We start from the raw sequence: 12831 nt of genomic DNA on the forward strand, positions 1-12831 counted from the left end.
GCGTTAGCAGAAACGCCTGAGGACCGTAATAACCCGAAAGGAGCCACATCGAGAAGCAATGGCACCATGGTGGAAGAATCAACGTGGCGAGTGGTTTGTGATCATCCAGGGCGTGCTCTTGGCCCTGGTGGTGTTTGGTCCCAAAACAGCGCCCGGCCTGCCGGCCTGGTCAGGCCGTTGGGCGGCCGGCCTGGCGCTGACGGGCGTGGCCCTGGTGATCGCAGGCGGTCTGTTGAGCAGCAGCGCCGTCTTTCGGCTTGGCTCCAACCTCAGCGCGCTCCCTCATCCGGTGGAGGGCGCCAGGCTGGTCGCCTCCGGGCCGTACCGATTCGTACGCCATCCGATCTACGCAGGCATCATCCTGGCGGCGCTGGGCTGGGGCCTGGTCAACCGCAGCACCCTCGGCGTGTTGTACGCGCTGGTGCTGTTCATCTTCTTCGACCTCAAATCCCGTCGCGAAGAATTCTGGATGCGGCAAAAACTGGCGAACTATGGCAATTACCAGGCACGCGTGCGCAAGCTAATCCCGTTCATTTATTAGCCGGACCGACAGCTGGGCAGGTGTATCCAAAATCCGCGGTTACCAGGCTGATGTCCACGACATTGACCACGCCGTTGTTGTCCAGATCGTAGAGCGGATCGTTGCTCAGCCAGCTCAGCGCGCTGGCTTGAATGTCGGCCACAGTGACTGCCAGATCATGATTGAAATCGCTTCTCAGTAGACACAAGCTCTCCACGGCGCCGCTATCACAACGCGCCGCTCCGTCGCCATCGCCATCGCGGGGACGCGCCATGCCCGTTTGATCAGTCGCTTCGCAGGCCGCACCGCCACTGCCGGGCGCGGCCGGATTACCGCGGTCAATCAACCGGCTGCCGGCCAGCGGGGCATGGGTCAGGGTGGCGCCGCCGTGGTTGCCCAGCGGCCCCACTTTGGCATTGAGCGGACTGGCAAACGTTCCAATCTGGTCGCCGGGCGCCGCGGACAACCCGCAGCCGTTGTTGTTGCCAATCAGGTTATAACCGAGCGACGTGGGTGAGCCGTTGCAGTCTGGAATCAGGTCCGCCACGCCTTCGTGGTTGCCGGCCAGCACGGTGTTCTGCAAGGTCAAGATGCCGTTGGAAATATGAACGCCTCCGGCCCCGTTCCCGCCGCTGAGGTCCGAGTTGCCCAGGTTGGCCGTGATCGTGACGTTGCTCAACCTCACATTGCCAGCCATAAAAATCGCACCGCCAGCATTGGTGGCCCGATTGCCACTCAGAGTGCTGTTCTGCAACAGCAGCAGGCCGCCAGCGCCGATGTTGATGCCGCCGCCAGATGCACTATTGATGGCGGTGTTGCTCAGGATGGTGCTGGCCGTGATGGTCACCGTGCCTGAAGCGTCAATGCCACCGCCGTTGCTTGAATCGGACGTGTTGAGTTCAATCGAGCTGCCGCTGATCGTCAGATGCGAGGTATTCAGGCCAAAAATGCCGCCCCCGGCCGGACTCACGCTGTCGCGCACGACGCTGTCCACCAGCAGCAGACGGGTGTTAGCCAGCAGCATAAAACCGCCGCCCGCCCCGGACAGCATGGCATCGCCATGACGTATCGTCACACCGCTGATCTGCATCGTGCTGCCGTTGGTCACGAGATGAAAGACCCGATCCAGCGCGCCGCCGTCAATGACAGTCGCCGCGGCCCCGGCGCCGATTAGCGTCAAGCTATCACGGATGTCAAGGTCGCCCGTGGCAGCCAGGTTTTCAGCAATACCAGGAATCGTGAGCGTGTAGGTGCCGGTGGGCAGCATAATGGTGTCCGCGCCGGCGAGGGCGTTGGTTTCCTGAATCGCCGCGCGCAAAGTACACTGGTCGTTCGGCTGCGCACTGGAATCACAACTGCCATCGCCGGCCACCAGATCCACCGCATCGTTCACGCTGTTCACCGTAAAAATCGCGGCCGGCACGCTGACCACCGTGCTACGCGGGGAATCATGCCAGCCAAACAAGGCGCCTAAAAGCGCCATCACCAGCAGACCGATCTTCATGGTATTCTCCTTTTATTGTCTGACGATTGCTTGAACTCACGCGATCTGGTAGGGCGGGCCATGGATAGTGCGCTGCCCGGCCGTCGCATCGGAGATGACAACCGTGAGGGGAGTCGCATGTGCCGCCACGCGTTCTTCGGGAAACCAGCGCCGCCCATCTTTCACCACGATCAGGAGACCGTGTTCATCACCCATGGCCGTGAATGTTGCGGTGGGATGCTGACGATACACCGGAAGGTGTATGCTTGTCTGTAATCTCTCTACAAGGTGCAGAACATTATCCACCGCCAGGCCGATCTCGCTGATGCTGAGCAGGCTGGTCGCGCCGAACGCGCGCGTCGCGGGGCTGGGCAGGTCATGGCGGGCAATGAACTCGCCGATGTTGCCGTCGCGGTCGGCAAAGTAGATGGCATGGGCGTTCCAGGCGCTGAAGTCGAATTCGTCCGCGCCGCTGGCGTCGGTGAGGAGCGGCACGCGCGCCGCCAGCCAGGCTTTGGCCTCGGTAAACTGCCCCTCGGGCATGTTGAAGGCGAAATGATAGGGTGCGGGCGTGGGTGTCGCCGCGGCCGCAAAGATCAACGTTGATGAGCCAACCTGCAGCGCAACCTGGTCAGCGTCAGCGGTCAGCAGGGGAAAACCGAGCAGGTGGTGATAGAAGTCCCGCTGCTCCTGCAGGCGATTTGTCTTCAGACGTAACTCGTGAATGTTCATGCGTAGCTCCTCTTGCCGCCTCAGACGGTCGTTGCCAGGTCCACCAGCGTCGCGTTCAACAGCCTGAGCAGCGGCGCAACCGGCGCCAAGACGCCGGCGCCCTTCTTGCCCGCGCTGATTTCGATCTGGTCGAAGAGGATGGCCGTTTCATCTACGAACACGTCATAATGCCGATCGAGCAGAGCCAGGGGCGAGATGCCGCCTTTCTCCAGGCCGGTGATGCGTTCCGCCTCCCTGTGCGGCGCCATCTGCATCTTCTTCTCGCCCGCGGCCGCGGCCAGCTTCTTTAGATCGAGCTGGCTGTCGCCAGGCAGCAGGACCAGGATCGGTTTGGCCGCCGGGCGATCTGGCATGACCACCAGAGTCTTGAATGTTTGCTCCGGCGGCAGGCCAATCACCGCGGCCACCTCCGCCGCCGACAGGTGCTCCGGCACGTCGTAGTAGAACGCGGTGTAGGGGATGTTGTGTCCCTCCAGCACGCGCATCGCCAGCGTTTTCTGATTCCTGGACATGATGCCCGCCGCCTACCGTCCCAGCAGGGTGCCCAGGCTGACGCCTGCCAGCACGCCCAGCAGCCCCAGGCCGGCGACGAGGCGCGTGCGCGACGCGCTGCGCACGTCGGTCATCACCTGCGGCCCGCTGAACTGTTGCGGCGGCGCGTACTCTGGCCGCAACAGTTCGCCCAGGATGAAACCGGTGACCAGGCCGCCGATATGGGCGTAGTTGTCCACCACGCCGCTGGTGATGCCGTACACCAGATTGATGCCGACAACCACCAGCATGCTCTGCAGCATCTGTTGGCCCGGCTTGCCGAAGAGCGTGCGATAACGGCGCAGATAGGCGATGAACGCGCCAAGCAGCCCAAAAATGGCGCCCGAAGCGCCGGCCGCAAGCGAAGTCGAGAACAGGTAGCTGAACAAATTACCGTAGAGGCCAGCCAGCAGATAGATCGCCAGGAAACGCCCGCGACCAAAGAGCCTCTCGATCTGCGGCCCCAGTTGATACAGCGAAAAGCTATTCATCAACAAGTGGAAAAGACCAAAGTGCAGGAAGGCTGCGCTGAGCAGGCGCCACCATTCCCCGGCGCTGATGAGAGCGTTGTACTTGGCGCCGAAAAGCAGCATGAACTGCCCATTTACGGTCGCGTTGCGTTCACCGAACACCATCACGCCAATGACTTCCAGGATCAGCCAGATGGCGACATTGGCGCCAATCAGGACATAGCTCCACAGCGGTGGGTGGGTTGGCAAGGAAATTCGCCGCAAGCCAGACACGTCACCGCTGGTCGGTGGCGGAGGCGGCGCTTCTGAGAATGGAAATGTCATGTTCACAGCTCAACCGGTTTCCAATGGACGCGGCACTTTTCAGCCGCGATGATCGCCATGATCTGGCGCGCGGTGTCAGCCAGGTGATCTTCCTGGTTGACCACCACATAGTCGAATTCGTTGACGCGCTGTAGCTCCTTGCGCGCGGTGGCAATGCGCAAGCGAAGTTGATCTTCTGATTCGGTCTTGCGCCGCTGCAGGCGCATCACCAGCTCCTCTTCGGACGGGGCGGTCATGAACACGGTGATAGCGCCCGCCACCAAGCGGCGAATCGTGGCCGCGCCCTGCACGTCAATGCGCATGACCACATCGCGGCCGCTGGCGAGCGCGTCACGCACATGTTTTTTCGGAATACCCTTATAATCGCCGTAGACCATGGCGTATTCGAGCAGTTCGTCGTTGTCAATCATCGTGGCAAAATCAGTCATCGAGATGAAATGGTAGTCCACGCCATCGGTTTCATACTCGCGCCGCGGTCGGGTCGTCGCCGTCACCACAAAATAGAACGGGGTGCCCATTTGCTTCATGGCATCCAGTGTCGCATCCTTGCCCACGCCCGATGGCCCGCTGATGATGATCAGCATCGGCCGCGGCCGCCGCAAATTGTGATACCATTCCATCAGTTCGTCGCTTACCATAGGTTTCCTTTGGAATCTCCCCTGGAATCTCCCCTGGAATCTCCCCTAGAATCTCCCCGATACATGGGGCCACGCGGGGGCCGGCGGAGGTTGACAGCTTCCCGGTTGCGATTATAATCTCACCGTCCGTGCAAAATCTGACCCAAAACGAGTTGATAATGCCAATTTACGAATACCAATGCCACCAGTGCCAACGGCGGGTCAGCCTGCTGTGGCGCACCATGTCCGCTGCGGCGGCCGGGCAGCCGGTCTGCCCACGCTGCGGCAGCACCCATCTGAGCCGCCTCATCTCCAAAGTGGCGCTTCTGCGCTCCGAAGAAAGCCGCCTGGACAACCTGGCCGATCCCAGCAGCATGGGAGACCTGGACGAAAATGACCCTAAGTCCCTGGCGCGCTGGATGCGCAAGATGAGCGGCGAAATGGGCGAAGACCTGGGTGATGAGTTCCGCGAAGTCGTGAATCGCCTGGAGGCCGGAGAAGACCCGGAGGAGATCGAAAAGACCATGCCCGATCTGGCTGGGCCGGGCGGCGGCGACGATTTTGGGGTCATGGACTAGGGGCTTGCCCACGGCCAAGTTCCCGTTCTTTCTCGGTAAAGCGCGGGCAAGAACGGGAAGTTATTTTTTGGCAAGCCCTCGCCTAAAATTTCTCGAACCGTTCGACGCTGAACACGAACACGATGGCTCCCCCGACCGCCACTTCGACCGGAATGGGGATGTGCAACTCGCCCGGTTCCATCACCGGCGGCAACGGGTTGACATACTGCTTACGTGTGTGTGAACCTTCGCGAATCAGACCCAGGGCTTCTTCCATTCGCTCATCGTCTACGCCCAGGATGATCGTCGAGTTGCCCTCACGCAGAAAGCCACCGGTGGTGCTGATAACCGTGGCGCTGTAGCCTCGCTGCACCAAACGATCCAACAGGCCTCGTGCATCATCGCTCTGCACAATCGCCAACAAGAGTTTCATACGCGTGCCTCCTCTGGAAAACCGGGGAACTGACTGCGATCACTCCGGGCAGGTGAACTTCGACCTCGCGGCCCCGACGTGCAGGCGCCCGTCGGGCCAAACGCTCACCGTCCAATCTGCACACACGCTCCCCACTCTCACGGTCATCCCAGGTGCGCCGCCACCTCCATGCGCAGGGTCGCCTGCAGGGCCTCGACCGGCTGGGTTGCGTCCAACAGGCGCCAGCGTGCCGGTTCAGCCTGGGCCATGTCCAGGTAGCCGCGGCGCACGCGCTCATGAAAGGCCAGCGTCTCCTGCTCCATGCGATTCCACTCCTCGCCCGCGCCGACCCGCTTGCGTCGCAGCCCCACCTCCACCGGCAGGTCAAGGCAAAAGGTCAGATCAGGCCGCAAACCACCGGTGGCAAAGTCGGTAATGAGGCGCAGCGTCACGAGATCGAGCTGGCGCCCATAGCCCTGGTAGGCGAGGGTGGAATCGGCATAACGATCGCAGAGGATCACACCGCCACGCGCCAGGTGTGGACGGATGATCTGGCCCACAACCTGCGCGCGCGCCGCCGAAAACAGGAGAATTTCGGCCTGCGGCTGCATCTCCTGATGAATCGTATCCAGCAGGATGGCACGCACGCGATCCCCGATGGCGGTCCCGCCCGGCTCCCGCGTGGCCAGCACCAGCTGACCCTGCGCACGCAGCCACGCCGCCAGCAGTTGAATCTGCGTGGTCTTGCCGCTGCCCTCCGGCCCTTCGAACGTGATGAACAGGCTCAAGGCTTACTCTCGATAAATGCGCACGCGGCGCTGCGGCTCACGGCCAAAGCTGTTCGAAACCAGGTTGGCTTCGCGAGCCATCTGATGCTGCTGGCGGCGCACAAAGGACGCCTGCGGGGTCAGATCTACCGAAACCGCGCCGCCCAGCACGCGTTGAATGGCCTGGCTGGTCTCGTCCACGGCCACCGCGAAGGTGTCCACCGGTTGTGCGGGCAGACCAAAAACGTCAGCCAGGCAGGTTTCCATCTGCGTCACCGTGTTGGAGCGCAGCACGTAGACGGCGATTCCGCGGCGTTCAGCCTCGGCAATCGGCTGCGGCTGCTTGCGGTAGTAGTTCTTGAGGGTGATCACCATGTCGGCTTCGCGCAGGTCTTCCACAATCTGCACCGGCACATGCAAATTTTGTGCGGCCTGACGCAGGCGCTGCTGTCCTACCCCATAGGCGTAGATGCGCCGCGTACGCAGATTGCCGCCATTTTCGGCGGGCCGCGTCAGGGGCATGGACAGCGGCGTCGGCTTGCCAAAGACCGTCATCTCGTTATCGTCGCTGCCGCCGCCATCGCCGCGACTGGTGGACGACCATTGCGACTGACGCACCAACGAGCTGCTGGTGGCGCTGGTCTGCATCCGCTCGACATGAACGGTACCCTCGGGATCGCGCCAGCGTAACTCGGCTGGCAAGGCGCGGGCGCGCAGCAGCGCATCCACCGCGGCCCCCACGTCATGATGAATGAGCAGGCGCTGGCGATCCTGAATCTCGACCAAAATATCAAAGGTGGGTGGCGCGCGCCGTTCCAACACCGATTTCTGCGTCCCGCGGCGCCGAGCCTCTTCGTCGCTCAAGGTCACGCTTTCGATGCCGCCCACCAGGTCTGACAGGGTTGGGTTGAGCAGCAGGTTTTCCAGCGTGCCGCCATGCGCGGTGCCGATCAACTGCACGCCGCGTTCGGCAATGGTGCGCGCCGCCACAGCCTCCTGCTCGCGGCCAATCTCGTCAATGATGATCACCTCGGGCATGTGATTTTCCACCGCTTCGATCATCACCTCGTGCTGCAACGAGGGCGTGGGCACCTGCATGCGTCGCGCCCGGCCAATGGAGGGATGCGGAATATCGCCGTCGCCGCCGATTTCGTTCGAGGTGTCCACGATCACCACACGCTTCTTGTCGGCCAAGACACGCGCCGACTCGCGCAGGAGCGTGGTTTTGCCCACACCAGGACGCCCCAACAAGAGAATACTCTTGTCGGACCTGATGATGATGTCCTCGATAATGTCAATCGTGCCGTACACCGCGCGGCCCACCCGGCAGGTCATGCCGATGATGTGGCCCTGGCGGTTGCGCAGACAGGAGATGCGATGCAGCGTGCGTTCGATACCGGCGCGGTTGTCTTCGGTAAACTCACCGATACGCGACACCACGTCTTGCAGGTCAGCGGCGCTGACCTCTTCCTCGCTCAAGACCACCTCGAACTCGATGAAGCGTGCTTCGGGCAAACGGCCCAGGTCAAGCACCACCTCCAGCAGTTCGTCGCTATGATTCTGAGTGCGTAACGCCTCCTGAATCCGCCGCGGTAGCACGGCCAACAGCGCATTCAGATCATCCGTAATTTTGTGTTGACTCATCCTTCGTTCGACTAGTCCTACAGTCCTACAGTCCTACAGTCTTACAATGATCGTATGTGCAGCATAAAAACGCTGCTTGCCAATCCCGGCACCGGCATCAGCACCGGCTCTGTTTCCCGGACCCGCACCACCAGGTGTTTGACCAGCCTGGTGCGACGCAAGTAAGGGTGAAAGTTGCGCTCTTCGAGCATCGTTCGCAGTCCGCCTTGATAATCACGCAGTGCCAGATAGATGGGGCGCGCCTTGTGCGCGGACCGCACGGCCGTCAGGCACCAATCCACGAGGCGACCGGCCGTCTGCGCATCGCCGTCGCCACTCCACAAACGTAGCCAGTGCCCGGCCGGGCCAGACACTATCTGCACCGCCGCGGCCAGGGCATCAGCGCCGCCGGCCACATAGCCCTGGGCATGCAGGCCCGATTCCCACCAGGCCGGGAGGAAGCCTTTGCTCTCACTCGCCGCGGGGCCTTCGGCATGCTGCACCACAGGCGGGGTGGTGGCATGGTACAAGCGTTGAAAAGCCCAGGCGTCCGCATCCTGCTGCCGACGGATGCCTGCGTCCGCGTCGGCCGGCCTGGCACTCGGTCCTCCATCCAAGCGAAAAATGGTTTCTTGGGTGTAGGGCACAAAGCCCACCTGGCGCAGCACATCGGCCTCACGCCCGTCCGCCGGCACACTGGCAAAGATGCGCTGCACACCATGATGACCCGCCCCCAACGCCATGCGGGTTAGGAGGCGCACCCAAATCTCGTCTGCGTCTGGCTGCTCGCTGGTCAACGCTGGCGCCAGGGCCAAAATATCGCTTTCGGGCCGTTCTGGCCGCTTGAGAACCTGCACAAAGCCCTGTAAGGGCGCACTGTCCCCAGTTTCCTGCAGGACGTAGGTGGCAATACCGATGCCGCGCCAGGGAAACGGCGACATCATGGCCACAGTCAACGGGTCGCGCGGACGCGTCAAAGCATGCACCATGTCCAGGCGTTCGATGCTTGGCAACAAACGCTGGAGCAACAGACTGTGACGCAGGCCAAATTGCTCGACCACCCCGTTGACGGCTCCTCTGGCTTTCCACGGTAGAATGGGGTTTATGGAGTTTATGCTGGAATTTTACACTGCTTTACGTCGCGTCGCAAGAATGGCGGTTGCGACGTTTGGCCCCGTGCAAGCGTCCCAGATCGAAGAGCACGCGGGCCTAATCATCACCCTCGTCCTCTTCGCCCAAAACCACATCGTCCTTCATGAACTCACGCAGCACGACCGTGGCATAGGCGCCCTTGGGCAACGTGAAGCGCACCCAGAGTCCCCCACCAGCGGCAGACAAGTCGGTTGCATCCAGCTCGACGCGATCGAGCAACAAGCGGCCCAAGCGCCGGCCGCCATCCACATCCGCCTTCTTGAAGGCAGACGGCGGCAGTGCAGCCTGCGCCAGGATGCCGGCTTCGAGAGCCGCGGCTGCCTCGGCGGCCGCCTTCATTTTGGCCCCAAAGAGCGGACCGGTAAAGCTGATCTCGCCGGCCTGAAAACGCGGCTGCTCGCGTTCCAGGTCTTCGACAACGAACAGGCCGCCGGTGCTGTGCTTCTTTGCCACGTCGCCGGCCAACAGATGAGAGAACGCGCCCAGGGCGATGCGCTGCTCCAGATAGCGGTTGAACAGATCAGATTGAAACGCCGAGATCAGGAAACGGCGCAGCCAGCGTTGGCGCGGGCCGCGCCCCAAGAGCACCTCATGTCCACGCGTCGCGTTGTCGCCGTCCTGGCCGAAGCGTTGAGCGCCAAAGAAGTTGGGAATGCCGCGGACGTGCAGCGCAGCCGTCACCGCCTCGGCCCGCGCTAAGGCGTCCGGCAGGACGTCCGCGATGAAAATGGCAAAACGATTGCCCAGCAGATGTCCGGTGCGTAGTTTGTTGCGGTGACGGCTGACCCAGTTGACCTCGAAGGGCAGTTCGGCGGCAATGCGTGCGGCGGCGTCCTCGGCCGGCACCCGCAGGAGCGAAAAGGTCTGCGTCGTCAGCGCCTGACGGTCTTTCAAGCCGGCGAAACCGATATCGTCCACGTGCAGATCAAAGAGGCGGGCCAGGGCCAGCGCCACATCGCGCGTGTTCCAGCCGCGCCGCGTCAGGTTGACGTAGAGATGATCGCCGTCGCCACTTGCGTCATACAACGGGATCTCTGTAACCACAAAATGCTCAGGCGACTGCTTGAGTGTCCCGCCAATACCGGGCAGGTCGGATGTGATGGTTGGTAATGTCATTCGTTGCTTACACCAGGCTAGAATCGTGACTGGCATGATTGTAGCGCAGAGCGCCAGCGAACGCAAAGCCAGGCGCGGCGTCAGCCGGCGCGCCAACTCGATGCAGCCAGCGCGCGCTCAATGCGCATCGGCATGATTGAGCAGCTTCAAAAACTCGTTGCGCGTCTGCGGATTGTTGCGAAACGCGCCACGCATGGCGCTCGTCACCATGCGCGCGTTGGCCTTCTTGACCCCGCGCATGGCCGCACACAGATGCACGCCCTCGCAAACGACGGCAACTCCCAGGGGGTTCAGCACTTCCTCGATCAAATCGGCAATCTGCATCGTCATGCGCTCTTGCACCTGCAACCGCCGCGCGTACATCTCCACGATGCGCGGAATCTTGCTCAGGCCCAACACCCTGCCACGCGGCAGGTAGGCCACGTGCGCCTTGCCCATGAACGGCAGCATGTGATGCTCGCACAGGCTGTAGTAGTCAATATCCTTGACAACCACCATTTCATCGTAATGCACCTCGAAGATGGCATCGTTGATGAGTGCCGCCGGGTCCACGTGATAACCGGCCGTCAGCTCTTCGTACATTTTGGCGACGCGCAGCGGGGTTTTGACCAGGCCCTGCCGTTCGGGATTTTCGCCAATCGCGGTCAAGATGCTGCGTACCGCCACCTGGATATCGGCATCAGCCCAGCCCGGCTCATCCTCGATCAATTCAGTGCGAAAGGCGTCGAAATCGTCTACATTGACTTTCATGGGATTCATGTTGTTTTGCTCGCTTTCTGAAACCGTGATCTGTGGCTATTTGACCGCCAGCAGATGCACATCGTCACGGCGCAAGATGTCAGTCCGCTGGCGAAATGGCGCCGCGATGGCACTGAGGGTTTGACCCGTCTCTGGATGAAAGAATTCGGGCGCCAGGTCCGCCAATGGGCACGCCAGGTAGGGCTGTGTCAGGATATCGGGATCAGGGATGTGGCGCTTGCCTACAAGAAGAATGTCGAGGTTGAAGAGGGCAATGTCAAGGTCAATCGTGCGCGCCGCATTGAGATTGGCGCTGCGCGCGCGCCCCAACGCCTGTTCGATGGTGAGAAGCTGCTGTTTGAGGGCGACCGGCGCCAGGTTGGTGCTCAGCAGCACGACCAGATTCAGGTAATTGGGCTGGTCAGGGTCGCCCGCGGGTAACGATTCATACACCGGCGAGACCGCGACCATTTTACCCAGGGCTGCCAGGCGTCGCAGAGCATCGGCCAGATGCTGCTCCGGCTCGATGTTCGACCCCAGGCTGAGAAAAACGGTGTTCACGGCCGGGCGGGCAGCGGCGGCAGATCGAAATCGGCCCGCGTGCGCTCGATCTCAACGCCCACCGAACGGGCAAAACGCAGCGCGCCCGGCTTCTCCACGCGCACCTGCACCCGCTCGACGGCAAACTCGGTGAGGATCAAACGCGCAATCTCAGTCGCCATCTTTTCAACCAGGAAGAACTGCGACTGTTCCACCAGCGCGATGACGCGCTTGCTGGCCGTCTTATAGTTGACGGCATCGCCAATGTCATCGCTGTTTCCAGCCGGCCGCAGATCGGCAAACATCGTCAGATTGATGAGCACATCCTGCGGATGGGTGCGCTCTTCGGGATTGATGCCGATGATGCAGCGTAGGAGCAAATCACGTACTTCCACCCGGTCCAAAGCCATCATCCGCCCTCTTTCTTGAACAGTGCAAATTCCACGATGCCAAAGCGGGCGCGGCGCACCAGGCGCAAGCCCCGGTCGGCAAACAGCGCCTGCACACCGTCGGCATCCCAAAAATGGATACCGCCCCGGCGCGCCAGACCCTGCAAACGCCGCGGCCACGCCGCGCCGCTGCTCAGCAGATGCATCGAAAAGTAGGGTGCGCCCGGCTTGAGAACCCGGCCGGCCTCGGCCACCACCAGCTCTGCCATCTTGAACTCGTTGAGAGAGCCGCCGCAAACAATGCCATCCAGTGAATCGGCCGCAAACGGCAGCGATTCCCCTTCGGCGCACAGCAGATGAACCGTCGCGGCCAGTTGGGCCTGGCGCACCTTGCGCGCCGCCGCCTGCAACATGCGCGGGGAGCTGTCCAGCGCAATGATTTCCCGATCAAGACCGCGCGGCCCCGCCAATGCCCGCGCGTAAAGACCGTGTGAACAGGCCAGATCCAGGAAGACTCCGCCCTGCGCATCGGCCAGCCACTCGTTCAGCAGGGCCAGTTCGCGCTCAAGGCCCAAGGGTTGCCCGCTGAGCAGACTGAGAGAACGACGCCGCCACAGGTCTTCATAGCCCCAGGCTACCGGCGCCCAGAAATTCGTGCGCTGAGCTGCGGTCAGAAAATGGGGACCGCCCGGCAGCAGGTTGAGCACGCCGTTTTGCACGGGGTAGCGGGAGCCGCACGACTCGCAGCGCACGGCCTCGGTTTCGGTCCGCCACTGACGTTCCGCACACTGTGGGCACACCACCCAGTGTAGTATTTTTTCATCCATTGCCCGCCCCTCGATCCGCGTCCTGGCTCAGGG

General features: G+C 62.0%; 16 protein-coding genes. 2 read left to right on the forward strand and 14 right to left on the reverse strand.

Going from position 1 to position 12831, the window contains the following annotated elements; genetic code table 11:
• Positions 1-58: 58 nt before the first annotated feature.
• The gene (locus IPF85_RS14230) at positions 59-541 is read left to right on the forward strand and encodes an isoprenylcysteine carboxylmethyltransferase family protein (protein ID WP_343408740.1); all 483 of its coding nucleotides are present in this window, start codon (positions 59-61) and stop codon (positions 539-541) included.
• Here the strand turns inward: IPF85_RS14230 and IPF85_RS14235 are convergent.
• Genes IPF85_RS14235 through IPF85_RS14255 form a run of 5 tightly spaced genes read right to left on the reverse strand, consistent with a single transcriptional unit; the run spans position 531 to position 4698 of the window.
• Entirely contained in the window at positions 531-2024 is a 1494-nt protein-coding gene (locus tag IPF85_RS14235; protein ID WP_343408741.1) for a choice-of-anchor Q domain-containing protein, read from the reverse strand. The genes IPF85_RS14230 and IPF85_RS14235 overlap by 11 nt on opposite strands.
• Before the next feature lie 36 nt (positions 2025-2060).
• Positions 2061-2735, reverse strand: coding sequence for a hypothetical protein (locus IPF85_RS14240; RefSeq protein WP_343408742.1), 675 nt, complete (start codon positions 2733-2735; stop codon positions 2061-2063).
• A gap of 20 nt (positions 2736-2755) precedes the next feature.
• On the reverse strand, positions 2756-3247 hold the full coding sequence (locus tag IPF85_RS14245; RefSeq protein WP_343408743.1) for an aminoacyl-tRNA deacylase: 492 nt from the start codon (positions 3245-3247) through the stop codon (positions 2756-2758).
• A 12-nt stretch (positions 3248-3259) separates the two neighbouring features.
• Entirely contained in the window at positions 3260-4060 is an 801-nt protein-coding gene (locus IPF85_RS14250; RefSeq protein ID WP_343408744.1) for a rhomboid family intramembrane serine protease, read from the reverse strand.
• 2 nt (positions 4061-4062) lie between these two features.
• Positions 4063-4698, reverse strand: a complete 636-nt coding sequence (locus IPF85_RS14255; protein WP_343408745.1) for a guanylate kinase — start codon at positions 4696-4698, stop codon at positions 4063-4065.
• A 158-nt stretch (positions 4699-4856) separates the two neighbouring features.
• On the opposite strand from IPF85_RS14255, the gene IPF85_RS14260 reads away from it, so the two are divergent.
• The gene (locus tag IPF85_RS14260; RefSeq protein WP_343408746.1) at positions 4857-5255 is read left to right on the forward strand and encodes an FmdB family zinc ribbon protein; all 399 of its coding nucleotides are present in this window, start codon (positions 4857-4859) and stop codon (positions 5253-5255) included.
• Between the two features lie 82 nt (positions 5256-5337).
• Here IPF85_RS14260 and IPF85_RS14265 read toward each other — a convergent pair whose 3' ends face one another.
• The 9 genes from IPF85_RS14265 to IPF85_RS14305 form a co-directional block, all read right to left on the reverse strand.
• Positions 5338-5667, reverse strand: coding sequence for a cyclic-di-AMP receptor (locus tag IPF85_RS14265; RefSeq protein WP_343408747.1), 330 nt, complete (start codon positions 5665-5667; stop codon positions 5338-5340).
• Positions 5668-5810: 143 nt separating this feature from the next.
• Positions 5811-6434: a dTMP kinase gene (tmk, locus tag IPF85_RS14270; RefSeq protein WP_343408748.1), complete on the reverse strand. Its 624-nt coding sequence runs from the start codon at positions 6432-6434 to the stop codon at positions 5811-5813.
• A gap of 3 nt (positions 6435-6437) precedes the next feature.
• On the reverse strand, positions 6438-8057 hold the full coding sequence (locus tag IPF85_RS14275) for a R3H domain-containing nucleic acid-binding protein (protein WP_343408749.1): 1620 nt from the start codon (positions 8055-8057) through the stop codon (positions 6438-6440).
• A 41-nt stretch (positions 8058-8098) separates the two neighbouring features.
• Positions 8099-9097: a hypothetical protein gene (locus IPF85_RS14280; RefSeq protein WP_343408750.1), complete on the reverse strand. Its 999-nt coding sequence runs from the start codon at positions 9095-9097 to the stop codon at positions 8099-8101.
• A gap of 148 nt (positions 9098-9245) precedes the next feature.
• Positions 9246-10304 carry a tRNA pseudouridine(13) synthase TruD gene (locus tag IPF85_RS14285; RefSeq protein ID WP_343408751.1) on the reverse strand — a complete coding sequence of 353 codons (1059 nt, stop codon included), beginning with the start codon at positions 10302-10304 and terminating at the stop codon, positions 9246-9248.
• Between the two features lie 117 nt (positions 10305-10421).
• Positions 10422-11063 (reverse strand): GTP cyclohydrolase I FolE, encoded by a 642-nt coding sequence (gene folE / locus IPF85_RS14290; protein WP_343408752.1) that lies wholly within the window; start codon positions 11061-11063, stop codon positions 10422-10424.
• Positions 11064-11099: 36 nt separating this feature from the next.
• Positions 11100-11603: a 2-amino-4-hydroxy-6-hydroxymethyldihydropteridine diphosphokinase gene (gene folK, locus IPF85_RS14295; RefSeq protein ID WP_343408753.1), complete on the reverse strand. Its 504-nt coding sequence runs from the start codon at positions 11601-11603 to the stop codon at positions 11100-11102.
• A complete protein-coding gene (gene folB / locus IPF85_RS14300; RefSeq protein WP_343408754.1) occupies positions 11600-11995 on the reverse strand; it encodes a dihydroneopterin aldolase in 396 nt (131 codons plus the stop codon). Before folB ends, folK begins: the two co-directional genes overlap by 4 nt.
• A complete protein-coding gene (locus IPF85_RS14305; RefSeq protein WP_343408755.1) occupies positions 11992-12798 on the reverse strand; it encodes a methyltransferase domain-containing protein in 807 nt (268 codons plus the stop codon). Before IPF85_RS14305 ends, folB begins: the two co-directional genes overlap by 4 nt.
• Positions 12799-12831: the final 33 nt, after the last annotated feature.

Source organism: Candidatus Amarolinea dominans, assembly GCF_016704685.1.
In the GTDB taxonomy this organism is placed as follows: domain Bacteria; phylum Chloroflexota; class Anaerolineae; order SSC4; family Amarolineaceae; genus Amarolinea; species Amarolinea dominans.